This is a genomic window from Pseudomonas sp. UBA2684, assembly GCA_002354655.1.
Lineage (GTDB): Bacteria > Pseudomonadota > Gammaproteobacteria > Pseudomonadales > Pseudomonadaceae > Aquipseudomonas.
The window spans coordinates 65,215-84,475 of the sequence record DELY01000053.1 but is presented as its reverse complement, the minus strand read 5'-3'; the positions used below and the strand labels follow the sequence as shown (position 1 = coordinate 84,475).

Sequence of the window (19,261 nt, the reverse complement as noted above, 5' to 3'; positions counted from 1 at the left end):
CCGCTACGCTGCGTTTCTCGCCTGTTCTTGCCTTGTCTCGGCAACAGACCCTTGGTTTTTCAACGACCTGGGCGGCGTACTGCCGTTACCGGCAGTGGAACTGACGGCGCCGCCGGCGCTCTGCTACAACGTATTGGGGTGCTCGCCTGCGCCGCCCTCCTCCCGCTGTTTCGTACAAGGATCGTCTGCCCCCATGACCCAAGACCAAGGTTTGATCTTCGCCATTCTGGCCGCCACCGTGGTGCTGTTTATCTGGGGGCGCTGGCGGCATGACATCGTCGCCCTGGGCGCGCTGTTGGCATGCGTGATCGTCGGCCTGGTACCGGACAAGGATGCCTTCGCCGGTTTCGGCCACCCGGCGGTGATCACCGTCGCCTGCGTCTTGGTGTTGAGTTACGGCTTGCAGATCACCGGCGCGGTGGATGCCCTGGCCAAACGGGTATTGCCGGCCAACGCCGGGCCGATGGTGGCGATTGCCGCACTGACGGGTCTCGGCGCGTTGCTCTCGGCCTTTATGAACAACGTCGGCGCCCTCGCCCTGCTGATGCCGATTGCCTTGCAGATCGCCGCCAAACAAGGCCTGCCGCCCGGCCGCGTGCTGATGCCGCTGGCCTTCGGCACCATCCTCGGCGGCATGACCACGTTGATCGGCACGCCGCCCAATCTGATCGTTTCCAGCTTCCGCGCGCAAAGCGGCGCCGGGCCGTTCGCCATGTTCGACTTCAGCCCGGTGGGGGTCGCCGTGGCGCTGAGTGGCGTGCTGTTTATCGCGCTGCTCGGCTGGCGCCTGGTGCCCAAGCGCGAAGTGGCCAACGCCGCCAGTTTCGACACCGGCACGTACCTGACCGAGGCGCGGGTCAAAGACGGCGCCAAGGCGGTGGGTAAAACCCTGCGTGAAGTCGAGCTGCTGCTGGATGAGGCCGATGCGCAAATCGTCGGCATGGTGCGCAACAAGTTCCGCGTCTCTGCGCCCAACCCGCGTCGGGTGCTCCAGGTCGACGATGTGCTGGTCATCGAAGCGGACCCGGAATCGCTTGGCGCCGCGCTCGTCAGCCTGGGTCTGAAACTGGAAGCCGACGTACCGCCACCGGTCGAACTGGAGGCCGCCGAACCAACCACCGCAACCACTGCCGACAGCGCGCCAGCAGCGGCCACGGACAATGCCGCCGAGGAAAAGAGCAGCGCCAAGAAAGACCCGGACGCCGAATCCAGTGTGCTGCAAGAGCTGCTGGCACTGCCCGAGTCCAACCTGATCGGCCGCAGCGCCAGCGATACGCGCCTGCGCAGCCGCTATGCGATCAACATGCTGGCGATCTCGCGGCAAGGTCATCGTTCGATCAAACGCCTGCGTTCGACGCCGATCCAGACTGGGGACGTGTTGCTGATGCAGGGCGCGCCGGACGATATCGCCGAGTTCGCCGCCGACTATGCCTGCGTGCCGCTGGCCAGCCGCGACATCAGCATCCCCAACCCGCGCCAGGCGACCATTGCGCTAAGCGTGATGCTGCTGGCGGTGATCACCGCCGCCTTTGGCGTGCTCTCGGCGGCGGTGGCGTTCGCCCTCGGCGTGTTGGCGTTCATGGTGCTGCGCGTGGTGCCGCTGCGCGCGATTTACGAAGCCATCGACTGGCCGGTGATCGTTCTGCTCGGTGCTCTGATTCCGGTGGCAGGTGCCATGTCCACCAGCGGCGCGGCGGATTTGCTGGCGCGGGTGCTGATGGAGAATATCGCCCAGGGCCACCCGGTGATCGTGCTCACCCTGTTGCTGGTGGTGACCATGACCCTCTCGGACTTCATGAACAATGCCGCCACTGCCGCGGTGATGTGCCCCATCGCGCTGAGCGCGGCCAGCCAGCTCGGGGTCAGCCCGGACGCCTTGTTGATGGCCGTGGCGATTGGCGCCTCCTGCTCGTTCCTGACGCCCATCGGCCACCAGAACAACACCCTGATTCTCAGCCCCGGCGGCTTTCGCTTTGGCGATTACTGGCAGCTCGGCCTGCCCCTGGAGATTCTCGTGGTGCTGGTCAGCGTGCCTTTGCTGCTGCTGTTCTGGCCGCTCTGAGACGCCCACCAGGGCATGGCCAAACCGTATGACTGGGCTGCGGCGCAACGGCCAGCGGCGCTCATCGCGGCCAAGGCCGCTACCCATGCTCAGGACGCGGGAGTGAGCCCGAGGACGATATCGAAACGCGCCACCTGCTCGCCGAGCGCCGAGTTGGCGAGCGGCGCAAAAGGCACGATCAGCAGCTCGCGCGCGCGTGGATCGGCCAGCGCATTGAGGATGCCGTCGCGCAGGTTGCGCGGCTCGCCACGGATGTAGCACTGAGTGGCGAAACGCGGCTGGCCAGGCAAGGTCACGGCAACATGGATATGCGGCGTGCGCCCCGGATAGCTCACCGGGCGAATGGTGCGAAAGCGGTATTCGCCCGAACTGGCGGTGAGAAAACGGCCATAACCCTGGAAGTTCGGGTCGCGCCGACTGCGCGCGCCGCCACGGCTGTGCAGGTAGATGCCGTTGGCGTCGACCTGCCAGATTTCCACCAGGGCGCCCTTGAGCGGCGTGCCGCGCGGATCGACGATCTGCCCATGCAAATGCACCACGGTGCCGCTGGCCGGGGTCAGGTGGTCGTCGACAATCAGCAGGTCGTTGTCGCGATCCAACGGCAACGCGTCGGGGTAAAACGGCCCGAGCGTTTGCGCCGGCGTCAGCAACCGCTCGGCGAAGGCGCCCGGCGCGCTGAACAACAGCATGGCGCTACCGGCACCGAGCAATAAGTCGCGACGTCCTAACAACGCATACGCCATGTTTTAACCTCCGCCGCCCGCCGCGCTAAAAACCGGGTGGACATCCAAAACAAACACCCTGGCGGACAAGGCTTCGCCATGTACGCCCTACAGTTCTGAGCAACACCATGGCGCGGCCGGCGCCGAGCAGCAGGTTGCGAGGCACCGCCATTCCTACAGCGTAGGGTGGACATGCCGCAGGCTTGTCCACCAAGACAGACAGCATGGCGGACAAGGCTTCGCCATGTACGCCCTACGTTTCTGAACAACGCCATGACGCGGCCGGCGCCGAGCAGAAAGTCGCGAGGCACCGCCATTCCTACGGCGTAGGGTGGACATGCCGCAGGCTTGTCCACCAAAACAAACACCCTGGCGGGCAAGGCTTCGCCATGTATGCCCGACGTTTCTGAACAACGCCATGACGCGGCCGGCGCCGAGCAGCAGGTTGCGAGGCACCGCCATTCCTAAGGCGTAGGGTGGACATGCCGCAGGCTTGTCCACCAAAAAAAACACCATGGCGGACAAGGCTTCGCCATGTACGCCCTACAGTTCTGAGCAACGCCATGACCCGGCCGGCGACGAGCAGCAAGCGCGATGCGCCGCCATTCCTAAGGCGTAGGGTGGACATGCCGCAGGCTTGTCCACCAAAACAAACACCCTGGCGGACAAGGCTTCGCCATGTACGCCCTACGTTTCTGAACAACGCCATGACGCGGCCGGCGACGAGCAGCAAGCGCGATGCGCCGCCGTTCTCAACGCACGTTGTGGGTGCCCTGCAAATGCTCCAGCACGCTGGTGGCTGACTGGAACGGCAAACCGTGGGCCTCCGCCACACTGCCGCAGGTGATCACGCCTTTGGCCACGTTCAAGCCGTTGCACAGGTGCGGGTCTTCTTCCAGGGCCCGCCGGGTGCCCTTTTCCGCCAGGGCGATCACGAACGGCAGGGTGGCGTTGTTCAGCGCCAGGGTCGAGGTGCGCGCCACCGCGCCGGGCATATTGGCCACGCAATAGTGCACCACGTCGTCGACCACATAGGTCGGCTCGGCGTGGGTGGTGGCCTTCGAGGTTTCCGCGCAGCCGCCCTGGTCGATGGCGACGTCCACCAGCACCGCGCCCGGCTGCATCTGCCGGACCATCTCGGCGCTGATCAGCTTGGGCGCTGCGGCGCCGGGAATCAGCACGCCGCCAATCACCAGATCCGCCGCCAGTATCTGCTCGCGCAAGGCCGCGCGGGTCGAATACAGCGTGGTGATGCGGTTGCCGTATTGCGCATCCAGCCGGCGCAGCGCATCGACGCTCTTGTCCAGCACCGTGACATCCGCGCCCAGGCCCACCGCCATGGCCAGGGCATGACTACCGACCACGCCACCGCCGAGAATCACCACCTTGCCCGGCGCCACGCCCGGCACCCCGCCGAGCAGCACGCCGCGACCGCCCTTGGCTTTTTCCAGGCAATTAGCGCCGGCCTGGATCGACATGCGCCCGGCCACCTCGGACATCGGCGCCAGCAGCGGTAGCCGGCCATGGTCGTCGGTGACGGTTTCATAGGCGATGCAGGTGGCGCCGCTGGCCATCAGTTCGTCGGTCTGCGGGCGATCCGGCGCCAGGTGCAAATAGGTGAACAGGGTGTGCTGCGGACGCAGCCGCGCGCGCTCCACCGCCAGCGGTTCCTTGACCTTGACGATCAGTTGCGCCGTGGCGAACAGCGCCTCGCCACTGGCGGCAATCTGCGCGCCGGCGGCCTGGTAATCGGCATCGCTGAAACCGATGGCAGCACCGGCCTGGGTCTCGACCCACAGTTCGTGGCCGAGGGCGCTTAGTTCGGCCACCGATTGCGGCGTCAGGCCGACACGGTATTCATGGTTCTTGATTTCCTTGGGCACGCCGATGCGCATAACAACCTCCGGGCAGACCGGTGAGTGGGCATAGGAAAGTTTAGGAAACCCGACGCCACAGCCCACCTGAATTACCCGCGAATTTCAGGGGAATTCCCTGAAATCCGTGCATGCGCGGCAACCCTAGGCGCGCTTCACCGGCCCGTGCTGCGCCTGATAAGTCGCGAGAATGCGCTGGAACCAGCCGTCCACCGCCGTGCCCGCCGCCCAGGGCTGTTCACCCAGGCACCAGGCCCAGAGAAACAGGCCGGCCACCAGGTAATCGCTGCCGCCGGGCTCAGCGCCATCCAGGTATGGCTGCTCGCTCAGCCAGGTTTGCAGGGGCGCAATCGCCACACGGAACTGTTCGGTGCCGGCCGCCGGGTCGGCAAAGGCTTCCAAGGTCGTGCCCAGGGCTTTTTCGCGACTGCTGCGAAAATACTCGCGGTCCGCCGGATCGATCAGCGCGAACACCCGTGGCAGGAGGATTTTCAACAGCGGCATGCGCACCGCCTGAAACACCAGGCGCTCGACCAGACGGGCGCGCTCAAGCGCCACCCCGCTGCCCAGCAGAGGGCGCTCCGGGTAGCTGAGGTCCAGGTACTGGAAGATCGCCAGGCTGTCGTGCACCACCGCCTCGCCGTCGCACAGCACCGGCACCAGTTGCTGCCCCGAACACGCCAACAGGGGCTGCTTGTCGCTGAAGCGCAGCGGCCGGCTGACGAACGCTAGGTCCTTGTGGTGCAGGGCCAGGCGCACACGCCAGCAATACGGGGAAAACAGCAGCTCGGGGTCGGCCCCGCGCAGTTCGTACAGTTCACGCATCGTCATCTCCTGGACGCCGGATCGGCAGGCAGGCCAAGAGCCTGCCGCCGCTGGTGCAACGCCACAGCCTGGCTCGGCCGCGGCAACGTGGCGCCAACTTAGAACTGAATGCACGGGGATTACAAGGACAGCGTTACCGGCAGCGGCGGCGCTAGCGCTTCGGCTCGGCGAGGCCCTGCAACATCTCGATGGGCAGCGGGAAGACGATGGTCGAGCTCTTGTCGCCGGCGATATTGCTCAGGGTCTGCATATAGCGCAGTTGCATGGCGCCGGGCTGACGGCCAAGCATCTCGGCGGCCTGCATGAGTTTTTCCGAGGCCTGCAATTCGCCCTCGGCGTGGATCACCTTGGCCCGCCGCTCACGCTCGGCCTCGGCCTGCTTGGCGATGGCGCGAATCATCGACTCGTTGAGGTCGACGTGCTTGATCTCGACGTTCGCCACCTTGATGCCCCAGGCATCGGTCTGCGCATCGAGCACCTGCTGGATGTCGGCGTTGAGCCGCTCGCGCTCGGCGAGCAACTCGTCCAGCTCATGTTTGCCGAGCACCGCACGCAGGGTGGTCTGCGCCAGCTGGCTGGTGGCGGTGAGGAAGTTTTCGACCTGAATGATCGCGCGCTGCGCGTCGAGTACACGGAAATAGATCACCGCGTTGACCTTGACCGAGACGTTGTCGCGGGTGATCACGTCCTGCGGCGGCACATCCAGCACCACGGTGCGCAGATCGACGCGCACCACCTGTTGAATGCCCGGAATGATGATCACCAACCCCGGGCCCTTGACCCGCCAGAAACGCCCGAGCTGGAACACCACGCCACGCTCGTACTCGCGGAAGATGCGAAACGCCGAGAACAGCAAGGCGATCAACAGCAGCGTCAGGGCGGCAAAACTCAGTTGAAAAGCCATGGCTAATCTCCTCGCGGCGGTGCCGGCTCAACCGCCGCGACGTCCAGCAGCAAGCCCTTGCGCGCCAGCACCCGCACCTGTTGGCCGGGTTGCAATGGCGCCTGGCTGAGCACTTGCCAGTTCTCCCCTTGCAGTTGCACCCAGCCGCCCAACGGGTTGCTCGGCTGCACCGCGGCGACCCGAACCAGGCTGCCGACCAGCTCCGTGTCGCCACCGACCAGGGCCTGCTGCCTGGCGCGCAGGGCCATGCTGACGATGGCGAAAATCAACACGCCGCTGGCCAGCGCCAAGGTCACGATCACTGGCAGCGGAATGCCGAAGCCGGGCACCTCGGTGTCGATCAGAATCAGCGCGCCGAAGATGAACGCCACTACTCCGCCGATACCGATCACGCCGAAACTGGGCATGAACGCCTCGGCCGCGATAAAGGCGATACCGAGGATGATCAAGGCCATGCCGGCATAATTCACCGGTAGCAATTGCAGGGCGTACAGCGCGAGGATCAGGCAGATGCCGCCGAGCACCCCGCCGATGCCGGTGCCCGGGTTGGAAAACTCGAAGAACAGCCCGTACACGCCGATCATCATCAACAGCAATGCCACGCTGGGGTTGGTGATCACCGCCAGCAACTGCGTGCGCCAATCCGGCGAGTGGCGGATCAGTACGGCCCCCTTGGTGTCCAGGGTGACCTCAACGCCGGCGGCGGTGAAGGTTTTGCCGTGCAGTTGCTTGAGCAGGTCGGCCAGGTCGGCCGCCAGGTAATCGACCACCTTGAGCTTCAACGCATCTTCAGCGGCCAGGCTGACCGCTTCGCGCACCGCCTGCTCGGCCCACTCGACGTTGCGCCCGCGCAGTTGCGCCAGGCCACGGATGTAGGCGGCGGCATCGTTGATTTGCTTCTTGCTCAAGGTGTCGGTCGGGGCGGGGTCGGCCTCGCCTTCGGCCTTGTCGGCTTTATCGGGCTTTTCCGGCGACGGTTGCGGCGTTCCGGGCATACCGCCAATCGCCACCGGGGTGGCCGCGCCGAGGTTGGTGCCGGGCGCCATCGCCGCGATATGGCTGGCGTAGAGGATGTAGGTGCCGGCGCTGGCGGCCCGCGCGCCGCTGGGGGCGACAAAACTGGCCACCGGAATCGGACTGGCGAGAATCGCCTTGATGATGGCGCGCATCGAGGTATCCAGACCGCCGGGGGTGTCGATGCTCAGCACCACCAATTGCGCGCCGTCTTCCACCGCACGGGCCAGGCCGCGCACGATGTAATCGGCGCTGGCCGGGCCGATCGCCCCGTCGACGCGTAACTCAACCACCGTCGCCGGTGCCGCTGTCAGCCCCGCCGGCAATAGCAACAAGGCCAGCGCGAGGAGCAAGCGGCGTATCAGCGAAACCTTCACGGCCCTCTCCACGGCAGCCGCCATGGGGGCAAGCGCAAGCGGCAAAGCGCGGCTGCCTGACTACAGAATAGTCCATCGGCTTTGCCGCAGCCGGGCAGCGTCGTGGACGCGGCGAAACGTGCCGATTGGGGAATGTCCGGCGTCCGAATAGTCCGTTAGTCTGCTCACTATCGTTGCCGAACAAGGTTGCCCCGATGCCGTCCCGCTCCCTCAGCCATTCCCTGCGCCGCCTATGGGCGCTGGACAAGTTCAGCTACAGCCTGCGGGTGTTCATCGCCCTCAGCGGTAGCCTGCTGCTGTGCTGGTCGCAGGGCTGGATACAGGCGCTGATCCCGCTGTTTCTCGGGGTGATCGCCAGCGCCCTGGCGGAGACCGACGACAGCTGGCAGGGCCGCCTCGGCGCGCTGCTGGTGACCCTCGGCTGTTTCACCGCCGCGGCCTACACGGTCGAATTCCTCTTTCCCTACCCCTGGTTGTTCGTCAGCGCCCTGGCCCTGTCGAGCTTCGCCCTGACCATGCTCGGCGCCCTCGGCGAGCGCTTCGCCACCCTCGGCTGGGCGACGCTGATCCTGGCGATCTACAGCATGATCGGCGTCGAGCAGCGCGGCGGCAGCGCCGCCCTGTGGTTGGAGCCCTTGCTGCTGGTAGCCGGCGCCGCCTGGTATGGGGTGCTTTCGGTGATCTGGAACGCGCTGTTCGCCCACCAGCCGGTGCAGCACAGCCTGGCCCGGCTGTTCCGCGAGTTGGGCCAGTACCTCAAGCTCAAGGCCGCGCTGTTCGAGCCACTGCGCCAACTCGACGTGGAACAACGCCGGTTGGCCCTGGCCAAGCAGAACGGCCGGGTGGTGGCGGCGCTGAACGCGACCAAGGAAATCATCCTGCACCGCGTCGGCAATGGCCGGCCGGGGCCGAAGGTCAGCCGTTACCTGAAGCTGTATTTTCTCGCCCAGGACATCCACGAGCGCGCCAGCTCCTCGCACTACCCGTATAACGAGCTGGCCGAAGCGTTCTTCCACAGCGACGTGCTGTTCCGCTGCCAACGCCTGCTGCGCCTGCATGGCGAAGCCTGTCAGCGCCTGGCCCAGGCCATCGAATTGCGCCAACCGTTCGAGTACCGCGAGCTGTGCAGCCAGGCGCTGGACGACCTGCGCGCCTCGCTGGAGCACCTGCGCCGGCAAAGCAACCCGGCCTGGCGCCACCTGTTGCGCTCGCTGCAAGCGCTGACCGGCAACCTCGCCACCCTCGACCAGTTGCTTGGCAATGCCAGCAACCCCGATGCCATGGCCGAGCAACAGGACAGCAGCCTGCTCGACCGCGAGCCGCAGTCGCTCAAAGACGTCTGGGAACGCCTGCGCCTGCAACTGACGCCGACCTCGCTGCTGTTTCGCCACGCCCTGCGCCTGTCCATCGCCCTGGCGGCAGGCTACGGCGTGCTGCACTGGATTCACCCGGATCAGGGCTACTGGATTCTGCTGACCACGGTGTTCGTCTGCCAGCCCAACTACGGCGCCACGCGCATGAAGCTGGTGCAACGGATCAGCGGCACGGTGCTCGGCCTGGTGCTCGGCTGGGCGCTGATCGACCTGTTTCCCAACCCGCTGATCCAGGCCTTCCTCGCCGTGGCGGCCGGGGTGTTCTTTTTCGCCACGCGCAGCAGCCGCTACACCCTGGCCACGGCGGCGATCACCCTGCTGGTGCTGTTCTGCTTCAACCAGGTCGGCGATGGTTACGGGCTGATCGTGCCGCGCCTGATCGACACCCTGCTCGGCAGCCTGATCGCCGGCCTCGCGGTGTTCCTGATCCTGCCGGACTGGCAAGGCCGCCGGCTCAACCGGGTGGTCGCTAACACCCTGAGCTGCAACAGCACCTACCTGCGCCAGATCATCCAGCAATACGCCAGCGGCAAGCGCGACGACCTGGCCTACCGCCTGGCCCGGCGCAACGCGCACAACGCCGACGCGGCGCTGTCCACCACGCTCGGCAATATGCTCATGGAGCCGGGGCATTTTCGTAAGGAGGCGGACATCGGCTTTCGCTTCCTGGTGCTCTCGCACACGCTGCTGAGTTACCTCTCGGGGCTCGGCGCGCACCGCGGTGAAATGCTCCTGAGCGAGGAGCCGCGCCACTTGCTGGACAGCGCCGCCAGCCTGGCCGCGAGCCTTGACGACATCGCCCTGAGCCTGACCGAGGAGCGCCCCGTGGCGATTCACAGCGACGTCGAAGAACAGCTCGCCAGCCGCCTGGAGCAAGTGCCGGAGGAGCTCGACGACCAACACCGCCTGGTGCAGACGCAACTGGCGCTGATCTGCCGTCAGCTCGGCCCGCTGCGCACCCTGGCCGCGCATTTGCTCAAGGGTCGCAGCCAAGCCTGAGGATCGACAGGCCGTTTTTAACGCCGTATCGGCAACCCAGGTAGTTTTTCAACGGTCTGTTAACGCAGGGCGGCGGCCAGCGCATAGATGTCGTCCCAGTGCTCACCGACCAGACGCAGGCAGCCATCCGCCGCCAGCTCGTTATGCGGGGCGGCCAACTTGGCATAGGCGCTCAGGCTGGACAGCGGCGGCAGCTCGGCGGCGGCGTTGGTGTCCCTGATGGCGTGGTACAGACTCAGGTTGACCAGGTCGAGCAACTCGATCTGCCGCGCGCCGGGCAGCGTCCAGTTGCCGACTTCGCGGATGATGTGCACGTACTCCTCGTCTACCCGCCATTTCTTCAGCAGGATCACCCCCAACGATTTGCTGTAAGCGCGGCACAGCTCGTGGTAACGCGCAGGCGTCGGGATCAGGCTGGCGTCCTTGAACGCCGACAGCACCGCCAGCGAGCCGACTTCGCTGAGCAGGCTGGCCAGCACCGCATGGTCCGCCGGCACATGCCCGACCGTGCGGGCAAGAAAGGCGCAGATGCTCGCCTTCAGCGTCAGGCGCTGCCAGGCCTCCATAAACAGCTGCTTGTGCCCGGCACTGTGCAGGGTGAACAGGCTCTTGACGCTGTGCACCATCACCACCCGGTCGACCTGGCGCATGCCCAGCACCTGCAACACTTCCTGCAAGGTCTTGGGCGCCACGCGGGTGCGCAGCAAGGCGCTGGAGGCATACTTCATCAGCAAGGCGCTGAGCGCCGGGTCCTTGCCGACCAGCTTACTCAGGCGCGCCATGCTCACTTCCGGCATGGCCAGCGCCCGACGAATTTCCAGGGTCAGGGTGGGCAGGCTCGGCAACTGCTCCTCGTCACACATCAACTGGCTGACCAACTGCCGATACACCGCGTAATCCGACTGGCTTGCGTCCATCATGTTCTCCCACCCAACATGCTCCGCAGTGTAGCCAAGCCAAGCCTCTACGGCGCGGCTTTTACCGTGGATAAACGGTCAAGATTTAGACGCATTGAAACGCCAAAACACCGACACCGCCGTCCTAATGCGCAGCCTCGCGCGGCGGCGAATGGTCAACCGCCAACACGCTAAGCCGGCCCCTGGTTGCCACGGCTGACTGGCCGCCCAACATGCCGCGGCCGACGCCATTAGCGGTTGCTGCACATGCGCGCGCCAATCGCCGATAATCCGTCCTCTAACCCGCGCCAGGCGAACAGCCCCTTGAACAAAGCACCGTTGCACCAACTGATCATCGACAGGCTGCAGGCCAACCTGGCACAGGCCGAGCGCGCGGCGTTGACGGCCTACGAGACGGCCACCCACGAAGAAAATATCGCCGAAAACAAATACGACACCCTCGGCCTGGAAGCCTCCTACCTGGCCGCTGGGCAGGCCCGTCGCGTGGAAGAAATCCGTCAGAGCCTAAGCGCCTGGCAGCAGCTGACGCTACGCCCGTTCGATGCCCAGCGGGGGATTCAGTTGACGGCGCTGGTCTGGTTGAGCGATGCCCAGGGGGCCGAACAATGCCTGTTCCTCGGCCCGGACGGCGCCGGCTTGAAGGTCCAGTGGGACGCCCAGGAGGTGCTGGTGATCAGCCCGCGCGCGCCCCTTGGCCAGCGCTTGATCGGCTGCGCGGAGGGCGACGAGGTCGCGGTGCAGGTCGGCGGCAGCACGCAGACCTTCGCGGTGTTGCGGGTCTGCTAACAGCTCGCGCTCAGGGTATTTCCACCTGCCACTGGGCGGCGAGTTGCGCCAGCTGGCCCTGTTCGATCATCTGCTGAAACACCCGATCGAAATCCTCGCGCAATGACCGGTGGCTGCTCTGCCGGGGAAAGGCGAAGTAGCCGTCCTGGGTGTCGATCAAGGTCTCCAGTTGAACGATTTCGTCGTTCAAGCCCAATGCCTGGAGCACCGGCTGGGTGTTGCGCTGATTGCTCGCGAGCAACGCCAGACGACCCATGCTGAGCATCTTCAAGCCATTCTCGACGCCTTCCACGGTGACCAGATCCAGCCCTGCGCGGGCGTCATCGAAGCGCGTGCCATAGGCCCAGGCCCGCACCACGCCAACGCGCCGTCCGCGCAGCTGGCGGTAATCGCCCGACCAGTGCAGCAGGCTGTCGCTGCGCCGGTAGAAGACGATGCGGTCGCGGTAGAACGCCTGCGCGGCAAAGGCGAACCGCGCCTCGCGCGCCGGGCTTTTATAGGGCCCGATAAGAATGTCGGCCTGGCCCAGCTCGACCATCCGTTGCGCCCGCGCCCACGGGTACAACTCGAAGCGCACGCTGTGGCCGAGCTGCGTGAGCGTCACGCTCAGCACACGGGTGGCCAAGCCGCTGTATTGCCCCGCAGGTGTGCGCTCGAACACCCGCGGAAAGCTGGTGCCAACCGCGAGCAGCTCACGTGCCGACGCGGCACTGCCGACCAGCAAGGTCAGCCACACCGCGAGCACACCGCGCAGAACGACCGAATGCATGCTGTCAGGACCTGATTGTCGAGTGAGTGCAGATTAGCAGCGCCCAGCGTTTCCAGCGTCTGCGCTAGTCTATCTAGGATGATCCGGGCGGCGATCCGCCCTCCCTTGTGCCATCAACCCTGTGGGTACAGAACCATGGAAAACCCCGTGCACGACCTGACGGCGCTGTTCAAACAGCTCGGCCTGCCTGCCGACTCGACCAGCATCGAGCGTTTTATCCGCGAGCACACGCCGCTGCCGCAAGCCTGCAAGCTCGCCGACGCGCCGTTCTGGAGCCGCGGCCAGGCGGCTTTTCTACGCGAAGAAATACTCGAAGACGCCGACTGGGCCGAGGTGGTCGATCAACTCAACCTGCTGCTGCGCGACCCGCCGCAGTAGCGCTTAGCCGCCGCTAACCCGCTTGCGCGCTTGCAGCTCGCGCCAGGTCAGGTACACGCGCAAGTCGAATTCCAGCTGGTGGTAGCCGGGCAGCATGTATTCGCAAAGTTTGTAGAAGGCCTTGTTGTGCTCGGCTTCCTTCAGGTGCGCCAGCTCATGCACGACGATCATTTGCAGAAACTCCGGCGCGGCGTCCTTGAACAACGCGGCGACGCGGATTTCCTTCTTCGCCTTGAGCTTGCCGCCTTGCACCCGCGAAATCGCCGTATGCAGGCCCAGCGCGCGGTGGGTCAGGTCGAGGCGGTTGTCGAACAGCACTTTATCGATGGCCGGCGCGTTCTTCAGGTGTTCCTGCTTGAGCGCCACGGTGTAGGCGTACAAGGCCTTGTCGTTCTGCACGCTGTGTTTGCCGGCATAACGCTGCGCCAGGTAGTCGCCCAGGCGGTCCTGGGCAATCAGTTGACGGATCTGCTCCTGCAATGCGGCGGGGTAGCCTTGGAGAAAGGTCAGCGGAATCATGATGGCGGCGCGGTGCACTCGGGGGCGGGCTGCGCAGTATGCCGCAGCCACTGCCTGCGGCCCTATCACTCCGTCGGCAAGACTCGCAGCAGGCGACCTTCGGCGTTGTCGGTGAGCAGGTAAAGCGCCCCGTCGGGGCCGCTGCGCACGTCGCGGATACGCTCCTCCAGTTCCTCGAACAACACCTCCTGGCCAGCCAGCTTGCCGTCCTGCACACGGATACGCCGCACGCTGCGTTCGGCCAGGGTGGCGGCGAACAGGTCGCCGTGCCAGTCGGGGAATAGCTCACCGGTATACAGCGCGAGGCTGGCAGGCGCCACCGAGGGCGTCCAGTGCAGCAGCGGCTGCTGGTAGCCCGGCAGCTCGCTGTAGGGCGTGATGCGCGCGCCGGTGTAGTCGACCCCGTAGGAGATCAGCGGCCAGCCGTAGTTGTTGCCGGCCTCGATCAGGTTCAACTCGTCGCCGCCGCGGGGGCCGTGTTCGTGGCTGTAGAGACGCTGCAACTGCGCGTCGTAGACGATGCCCTGCACATTGCGGTGACCGAGGCTGTAGATTTCCGCCGCGGCGCCGGCCTGGCCGACCAGCGGGTTGTCCGCCGGCACCGAGCCATCGCGATTGAGGCGCACCAGTTTGCCGATATGGTTGCTCGGGTTCTGGGCCTGCTCGCGCAGGTCGAAGCCATCGCCCAAGGTCAGCACCAGGGTGTCGTCCGCCAGAAAAGCCATGCGCCCGCCGTAGTGTGCGGCCCCGGCTTTGGCCGGCTGCGCGCTGAACAGGATCTGCACATCGTGCAACTGCCCATCGACCAGCCGCGCACGCGCCAGCCGTGTGTTGTTGGCGTCCGCCGTGCCGTAGGCATAGCTCAGGTACAGCTGCTGGTTGCTGGCGAACGCCGGATCGAGCGCCACCTCCATCAGACCGGCCTGCGCCGCAATAAAGGCCTGCGGCACGCCGCCGACCGGCTGCGGGTTGAGGCTGCCGTCCGCCTCGATGATGCGCAGGCGGCCAACCCGCTCGGTGACCAGCATCCGTCCATCCGGCAGAAAGGCCAGCGACCAGGGGTGTTCCAGACCTTCGGTGACAGTTTCGATGCGGTAATCCATGGCCTGCGCCAACGGGCTTAACAGCAGGCCCGCGGTCAGCAGACTGATGGTGGTTTTCAACATAAGACAGGGACCTTCTGGGCAGATGGCAGGTAGGCCAACATCGGACGTTAGCGTTACGGGCGACGACTCAGCACGGCGAAACACAGCGCGCCGAGGCTGCCGCTGGCCATCAAGCCCAGGGTGCCGGCGACGCTGCGGTTGGCACCGATCAGCGTCGGCATGGGCGCCAACGCATTGGCCAGCATCATTGCCAGCAGCACGGCGAGCGCCCCGGCGACGACGAAAATTGCCAAGCGCGCCGCCGGCAAAGGGCGACTGAGCCACACCGCAGCGGGAATCGCGAGCGCAAACCCCAAGGTCACCAACAACCCGAGGGTCGGGCTGAAGCCGAGCAAATCCTGGCCGGTGGTGCGCAAGCGCACATCGAGCGGCATCGGCGCACCGATGGCCTGCAAGGCCGCGAGGTTGAACTGGGTCTGAATGATGCTGCCAACGACCGTCGCGACCAACACCGCGAGGACAAACAGCAACAGGGGGCGGGACTTGCTGGGCATGGCGAGCGGCATCCTGGAACGACTGTGCCGCAAAGTATGACCCACACCAGCCACCAGCAGAGGGCGGGTGTTTTACATTGTTTTACCTGGACGGCAACTGACGGCGCCCACGACGAGGCGGTGCAGACGGGCGCAGAAGCCAAACAAAGGCTCTGTACCGGCTAACTGTTGCTGCGGTACAGCGCCTTATGCGACCCGCAATGGGCACAGCACATGGGTAAGTTGGGCTTCAGCCCACCGGGCGGTGGGCTGAATATTCTCGCCTACGACTTAGTTGACCTTGGCGGCCAGCTCACCCTTGGCATAACGCTGGAACATGCCTTCCAGGGAGATCGGCTTGATCTTCGAGGCGTTGCCGGCGGTGCCGAAGGCTTCGTAACGGGCGATGCAGATATCGCGCATGGCGGTGACGGTGGCACCGAAGAATTTGCGCGGGTCGAACTCGCTCGGGTTGGTGGCCATCAGACGACGCATGGCACCGGTGGAGGCCAGACGCAGGTCGGTGTCGATATTGACCTTGCGCACGCCGTACTTGATGCCTTCGACGATTTCCTCGACCGGCACGCCGTAGGTTTCTTTGATGTCGCCGCCGTACTGGTTGATGATCGCCAGCCACTCTTGCGGTACCGAGCTCGATCCGTGCATCACCAGGTGAGTATTGGGGATGCGCTTGTGGATTTCCTTGATACGGTCGATGGCGAGGATGTCACCGGTTGGCGGCTTGGTGAACTTGTACGCGCCGTGACTGGTGCCGATGGCGATGGCCAGGGCATCGACCTGGGTGCGTTTGACGAAGTCAGCGGCTTCTTCCGGGTCGGTGAGCATCTGGCTGTGATCGAGCACGCCTTCGGCACCAACGCCGTCTTCTTCGCCGGCCATGCCGGTTTCCAGGCTGCCCAGGCAACCCAGCTCACCTTCAACCGACACACCGCAGGCGTGGGCAAACGCCACGGTCTGCTGGGTGACAGCGACGTTGTAGTCGTAGTCGGCCGGGGTCTTGCCGTCTTCTTTCAGCGAGCCGTCCATCATCACCGAGCTGAAGCCCAGTTGAATCGAGCGCTGGCAGACGTCAGGGCTGGTGCCGTGGTCCTGGTGCATGCACACCGGGATATGCGGGAATTCTTCGATGGCGGCCAGGATCAGGTGGCGCAGGAACGGCGCGCCAGCGTATTTGCGCGCACCGGCGGAAGCCTGGACGATCACCGGAGAGTCGGTCTTGTCGGCCGCTTCCATGATCGCGCGCATTTGCTCGAGGTTGTTGACGTTGAAGGCCGGCACGCCGTAGCCGAATTCGGCGGCGTGGTCGAGCATCTGGCGCATGCTGATAAGTGCCATGGTGTTCTTTCTCCCGGTGGGGCTCGTTAATCGTGCAAGCCTGCCGCAGGGGCAGGCGCTATTCAAGTCATTCAGACCGGGGGTGAACCTGGCCTGCATTCAAGTCGTTGTCAGGGTACCTTGCAACCACGGCCGATCAGGTCATCGTTAGCCGTCCAGTAGACCAGCCCTTCTTCGCCCTTGCTGTGAAAGGACAGCATACCGTCGCTGTACAGCGCACCCGAGCCAGCGGGCTCCTGGCTCAGGCGATAGACGATATCGCCGCCGCCCAGGCGCACATCGATGGACTCACGGCTGCTGTCGGCGAAACGCCAGAGCACTTCGGTCTGGCTGTCGCAGACCCAGCGCGTCCAGTTATCCGACGCTGGCGGCTGGCTGGCGCAAGCGCCAAGCAGACTCAACAGCGCCATCAGCGTAGTCCGTTTCAACATCGAGGCTCGCTCCCTGATCAGGCTGTTCACGCCTTGGCGCGCTGTTCCAATACTTCCACGGCCGGCAGCACCTTGCCCTCGACGAACTCGAGGAACGCGCCGCCGCCGGTGGAGATATAGCTGATCTGCGCGCCAACGCCGTATTTGTCGATGGCCGCCAGGGTGTCGCCACCGCCCGCGATGGAGAACGCCGGGCTTTCGGCGATGGCCTGAGCCAGCACCTGGGTGCCGTTGCCAAACTGGTCGAATTCGAACACGCCAACCGGGCCGTTCCACAGAATGGTCTTGGAGGATTTCAGCAGCTCGGCGAACTGCGTGGCAGTCTGCGGGCCGATATCCAGAATCATGTCGTCTTCAGCCACATCGGCGACCAGCTTGACGGTGGCTTCGGCGTCTTCGGCGAAGGCCTTGGCCACCACTACGTCGACCGGCAACGGCACGCTGACCTTGGCCGCGATGGCTTTGGCGGTATCAACCAGGTCGGCTTCGTACAGCGACTTGCCAACCGGGTAGCCGGCGGCAGCCAGGAAGGTGTTGGCAATACCACCGCCGACGATCAGTTGATCGCAGATCTGGCTTAGGCTGTTGAGCACGTCGAGCTTGGTCGACACCTTGGAGCCGGCAACAATCGCCGCCATCGGCTTGGCCGGGTTACCCAGCGCCTTGCCCAAGGCATCCAGTTCGGCGGCCAGCAGAGGGCCGGCAGCGGCAACCTTGGCGAACTTGGCCACGCCATGGGTCGAGCCCTCGGCGCGGTGGGCGGTGCCGAAGGCGTCCATGACGAATACGTCGCACAGCGCAGCGTACTGCTGAGCCAGCTCGTCGCTGTTCTTCTTCTCGCCCTTGTTGAAGCGCACGTTCTCGAACAGCACGATCTCGCCGGCCTTGAGCTCGACACCGTTCAGATAATCTGCCACCAGCGGTACATCGCGACCCAGGGCCTTGCTCAGGTAGTCGGCGACTGGCTTGAGGCTGTTCTCTTCGCTGAACTCGCCTTCAGTCGGGCGCCCCAGGTGCGAGCAGACCATCACCGCCGCGCCCTTCTCCAGGGCCAGTTTGATGGTCGGCAGGGAGGCGAGGATGCGCGCGTCGCTCTTCACCACGCCGTCTTTTACCGGCACGTTGAGGTCTTCGCGGATCAGCACGCGCTTACCGGCGAGGTCGAGGTCGGTCATCTTCAGAACGGTCATGGCAATCAGTCCTTCGCGGAAACAGGATTAGTCAGGGAAAGGAAATGTTCGGCGACATCGAGCATACGGTTGGCAAAGCCCCACTCGTTGTCGAACCAGGCCAGCAGATTGACCAGACGCGGGCCGGACACGCGGGTCTGGCTGCCGTCGACAATGGCCGAATGCGGGTCGTGGTTGAAGTCGCAGCTGGCGTGCGGCAGCTCGGTGTAGGCCAGCAGGCCTTTTAGCGGGCCACTCTCGGCCGCCTGACGCAACACCGCGTTGATCTCTTCGGCACTGGTATCGCGGGACGTCAGCAGGCAGATATCCAGGCAGGAGACATTCACCGTCGGCACGCGAATAGCTTTGGCCTGGATGCGCCCGCTGAGTTCCGGCAGCAGGCGTTCGATGCCGCGAGCCAGACCGGTGGACACCGGAATTACCGACTGAAAGGCCGAGCGCGTACGGCGCAGGTCTTCGTGGTGATAGGCGTCGATCACCGGCTGGTCGTTCATCGCCGAGTGGATGGTGGTGATGGAGACGTACTCCAGGCCCACCGCTTCATTCAGCAGTTTGAGCAACGGCACACCGCAGTTGGTGGTGCAGGAGGCGTTCGACACCAGCTGCTCGCGGCCGCTCAGGCAATCCTGATTGACCCCGTAGACCACCGTGGCGTCGATATCCGCCTCGCTGGCCATCGGTTGCGACAACAGCAGGCGTGGCGCGCCAGCATCGATAAAGCGCTGCGCATCGGCGCGACTGGTGTATTGGCCAGAGCATTCGAGCAGCAGGTCGATATCCAGCGCGGCCCAATCGACGCCTTCCGGCGTCGCCTGGCGCAGCACCTGCACGCAGTCGCCATTGATATGCAGGCAATCGCCGTCGACCTTCACCTCGCCGGGAAAACGCCCGTGGGTGGAGTCGAAGCGGGTCAGGTATTCGATGCTGGCCTGGTCGGCCAGGTCGTTCAGCGCAACGATTTCCAGCTGCGCCCCGGCACCGCGCTCATGCAACGCACGCAGCACGCAGCGGCCGATACGGCCGTAGCCGTTGAGGGCGATTCGATAGGGACGCTTGGACATGGCGATCTCGATGGGGAACGATCGTAGGATGGGGCGGGGCGCGTAGCCTGAGCTTTGCGATACCC

The 19,261-nt window shown here is 65.1% G+C and carries 18 protein-coding genes; 4 read left to right on the top strand and 14 right to left on the bottom strand.

Translation table 11 applies throughout. The annotated features are described in order from the left end of the window. Positions 1 to 193: 193 nt before the first annotated feature. On the top strand, positions 194 to 2,062 hold the full coding sequence (locus B3M58_RS20670; protein ID WP_296222081.1) for an SLC13 family permease: 1,869 nt from the start codon (positions 194 to 196) through the stop codon (positions 2,060 to 2,062). Positions 2,063 to 2,151: 89 nt separating this feature from the next. Here the strand turns inward: B3M58_RS20670 and B3M58_RS20665 are convergent, their stop codons facing one another. The 5 genes from B3M58_RS20665 to B3M58_RS20645 form a co-directional block, all read right to left on the bottom strand. Further along, positions 2,152 to 2,805, bottom strand: a complete 654-nt coding sequence (locus tag B3M58_RS20665) for a protocatechuate 3,4-dioxygenase (RefSeq protein ID WP_296222080.1) — start codon at positions 2,803 to 2,805, stop codon at positions 2,152 to 2,154. Positions 2,806 to 3,536: 731 nt separating this feature from the next. Next, a complete protein-coding gene (gene ald / locus B3M58_RS20660; RefSeq protein ID WP_296222079.1) occupies positions 3,537 to 4,679 on the bottom strand; it encodes an alanine dehydrogenase in 1,143 nt (380 codons plus the stop codon). A gap of 123 nt (positions 4,680 to 4,802) precedes the next feature. After that, complete coding sequence (locus B3M58_RS20655; RefSeq protein ID WP_296222078.1) at positions 4,803 to 5,483, bottom strand: glutathione S-transferase N-terminal domain-containing protein; 681 nt, start codon at positions 5,481 to 5,483, stop codon at positions 4,803 to 4,805. Between the two features lie 151 nt (positions 5,484 to 5,634). Further along, the gene (locus tag B3M58_RS20650; RefSeq protein ID WP_296222077.1) at positions 5,635 to 6,387 is read right to left on the bottom strand and encodes a slipin family protein; all 753 of its coding nucleotides are present in this window, start codon (positions 6,385 to 6,387) and stop codon (positions 5,635 to 5,637) included. A 2-nt stretch (positions 6,388 to 6,389) separates the two neighbouring features. Continuing rightward, on the bottom strand, positions 6,390 to 7,778 hold the full coding sequence (locus tag B3M58_RS20645) for an NfeD family protein (protein ID WP_296222075.1): 1,389 nt from the start codon (positions 7,776 to 7,778) through the stop codon (positions 6,390 to 6,392). 194 nt (positions 7,779 to 7,972) lie between these two features. On the opposite strand from B3M58_RS20645, the gene yccS reads away from it, so the two are divergent. Then, positions 7,973 to 10,150: a YccS family putative transporter gene (gene yccS / locus B3M58_RS20640; protein ID WP_296222074.1), complete on the top strand. Its 2,178-nt coding sequence runs from the start codon at positions 7,973 to 7,975 to the stop codon at positions 10,148 to 10,150. A gap of 59 nt (positions 10,151 to 10,209) precedes the next feature. On the opposite strand, the gene B3M58_RS20635 is transcribed toward yccS, so the two are convergent. After that, positions 10,210 to 11,070, bottom strand: coding sequence for an HDOD domain-containing protein (locus B3M58_RS20635; protein WP_296222072.1), 861 nt, complete (start codon positions 11,068 to 11,070; stop codon positions 10,210 to 10,212). 300 nt (positions 11,071 to 11,370) lie between these two features. Between B3M58_RS20635 and B3M58_RS20630 the strand changes: the two genes are divergently transcribed. Continuing rightward, positions 11,371 to 11,853, top strand: coding sequence for a GreA/GreB family elongation factor (locus tag B3M58_RS20630; protein ID WP_296222091.1), 483 nt, complete (start codon positions 11,371 to 11,373; stop codon positions 11,851 to 11,853). Positions 11,854 to 11,863: 10 nt separating this feature from the next. Here B3M58_RS20630 and B3M58_RS20625 read toward each other — a convergent pair whose 3' ends face one another. Next, positions 11,864 to 12,622 carry a substrate-binding periplasmic protein gene (locus B3M58_RS20625; RefSeq protein ID WP_296222071.1) on the bottom strand — a complete coding sequence of 253 codons (759 nt, stop codon included), beginning with the start codon at positions 12,620 to 12,622 and terminating at the stop codon, positions 11,864 to 11,866. A gap of 135 nt (positions 12,623 to 12,757) precedes the next feature. Here B3M58_RS20625 and B3M58_RS20620 point away from each other — a divergent pair, with 135 nt between their 5' ends. Continuing rightward, entirely contained in the window at positions 12,758 to 13,000 is a 243-nt protein-coding gene (locus tag B3M58_RS20620; RefSeq protein WP_296222070.1) for a DUF2789 domain-containing protein, read from the top strand. Between the two features lie 3 nt (positions 13,001 to 13,003). Here B3M58_RS20620 and B3M58_RS20615 read toward each other — a convergent pair whose 3' ends face one another. The 7 genes from B3M58_RS20615 to epd form a co-directional block, all read right to left on the bottom strand. Then, complete coding sequence (locus B3M58_RS20615; protein ID WP_296222069.1) at positions 13,004 to 13,519, bottom strand: M48 family metallopeptidase; 516 nt, start codon at positions 13,517 to 13,519, stop codon at positions 13,004 to 13,006. A 65-nt stretch (positions 13,520 to 13,584) separates the two neighbouring features. Continuing rightward, a complete protein-coding gene (locus B3M58_RS20610; RefSeq protein WP_296222068.1) occupies positions 13,585 to 14,685 on the bottom strand; it encodes a PQQ-dependent sugar dehydrogenase in 1,101 nt (366 codons plus the stop codon). A 53-nt stretch (positions 14,686 to 14,738) separates the two neighbouring features. Next, the gene (locus B3M58_RS20605; protein ID WP_296222067.1) at positions 14,739 to 15,179 is read right to left on the bottom strand and encodes a hypothetical protein; all 441 of its coding nucleotides are present in this window, start codon (positions 15,177 to 15,179) and stop codon (positions 14,739 to 14,741) included. 270 nt (positions 15,180 to 15,449) lie between these two features. Further along, positions 15,450 to 16,514 carry a class II fructose-bisphosphate aldolase gene (gene fba / locus B3M58_RS20600; protein ID WP_296222065.1) on the bottom strand — a complete coding sequence of 355 codons (1,065 nt, stop codon included), beginning with the start codon at positions 16,512 to 16,514 and terminating at the stop codon, positions 15,450 to 15,452. A gap of 110 nt (positions 16,515 to 16,624) precedes the next feature. After that, a complete protein-coding gene (locus B3M58_RS20595; protein ID WP_296222063.1) occupies positions 16,625 to 16,945 on the bottom strand; it encodes an MliC family protein in 321 nt (106 codons plus the stop codon). Positions 16,946 to 16,971: 26 nt separating this feature from the next. Continuing rightward, complete coding sequence (locus tag B3M58_RS20590) at positions 16,972 to 18,135, bottom strand: phosphoglycerate kinase (RefSeq protein ID WP_296222062.1); 1,164 nt, start codon at positions 18,133 to 18,135, stop codon at positions 16,972 to 16,974. A 5-nt stretch (positions 18,136 to 18,140) separates the two neighbouring features. Next, entirely contained in the window at positions 18,141 to 19,196 is a 1,056-nt protein-coding gene (epd, locus tag B3M58_RS20585; RefSeq protein WP_296222060.1) for an erythrose-4-phosphate dehydrogenase, read from the bottom strand. Positions 19,197 to 19,261 lie beyond the last annotated feature (65 nt).

Bases quoted from the DNA above. Each gene is read 5' to 3' on its own strand.
- B3M58_RS20670 (WP_296222081.1), top strand. From the start codon at position 194: ATGACCCAAGACCAAGGTTTGATCTTCGCCATTCTGGCCGCCACCGTG.
- B3M58_RS20665 (WP_296222080.1), bottom strand. From the start codon at position 2,805: ATGGCGTATGCGTTGTTAGGACGTCGCGACTTATTGCTCGGTGCCGGT.
- ald (WP_296222079.1), bottom strand. From the start codon at position 4,679: ATGCGCATCGGCGTGCCCAAGGAAATCAAGAACCATGAATACCGTGTC.
- B3M58_RS20655 (WP_296222078.1), bottom strand. From the start codon at position 5,483: ATGCGTGAACTGTACGAACTGCGCGGGGCCGACCCCGAGCTGCTGTTT.
- B3M58_RS20650 (WP_296222077.1), bottom strand. From the start codon at position 6,387: ATGGCTTTTCAACTGAGTTTTGCCGCCCTGACGCTGCTGTTGATCGCC.
- yccS (WP_296222074.1), top strand. From the start codon at position 7,973: ATGCCGTCCCGCTCCCTCAGCCATTCCCTGCGCCGCCTATGGGCGCTG.
- B3M58_RS20635 (WP_296222072.1), bottom strand. From the start codon at position 11,070: ATGATGGACGCAAGCCAGTCGGATTACGCGGTGTATCGGCAGTTGGTC.
- B3M58_RS20625 (WP_296222071.1), bottom strand. From the start codon at position 12,622: ATGCATTCGGTCGTTCTGCGCGGTGTGCTCGCGGTGTGGCTGACCTTG.
- B3M58_RS20620 (WP_296222070.1), top strand. From the start codon at position 12,758: ATGGAAAACCCCGTGCACGACCTGACGGCGCTGTTCAAACAGCTCGGC.
- B3M58_RS20615 (WP_296222069.1), bottom strand. From the start codon at position 13,519: ATGATTCCGCTGACCTTTCTCCAAGGCTACCCCGCCGCATTGCAGGAG.
- B3M58_RS20610 (WP_296222068.1), bottom strand. From the start codon at position 14,685: ATGTTGAAAACCACCATCAGTCTGCTGACCGCGGGCCTGCTGTTAAGC.
- B3M58_RS20605 (WP_296222067.1), bottom strand. From the start codon at position 15,179: ATGCCCAGCAAGTCCCGCCCCCTGTTGCTGTTTGTCCTCGCGGTGTTG.
- fba (WP_296222065.1), bottom strand. From the start codon at position 16,514: ATGGCACTTATCAGCATGCGCCAGATGCTCGACCACGCCGCCGAATTC.
- B3M58_RS20595 (WP_296222063.1), bottom strand. From the start codon at position 16,945: ATGTTGAAACGGACTACGCTGATGGCGCTGTTGAGTCTGCTTGGCGCT.
- B3M58_RS20590 (WP_296222062.1), bottom strand. From the start codon at position 18,135: ATGACCGTTCTGAAGATGACCGACCTCGACCTCGCCGGTAAGCGCGTG.
- epd (WP_296222060.1), bottom strand. From the start codon at position 19,196: ATGTCCAAGCGTCCCTATCGAATCGCCCTCAACGGCTACGGCCGTATC.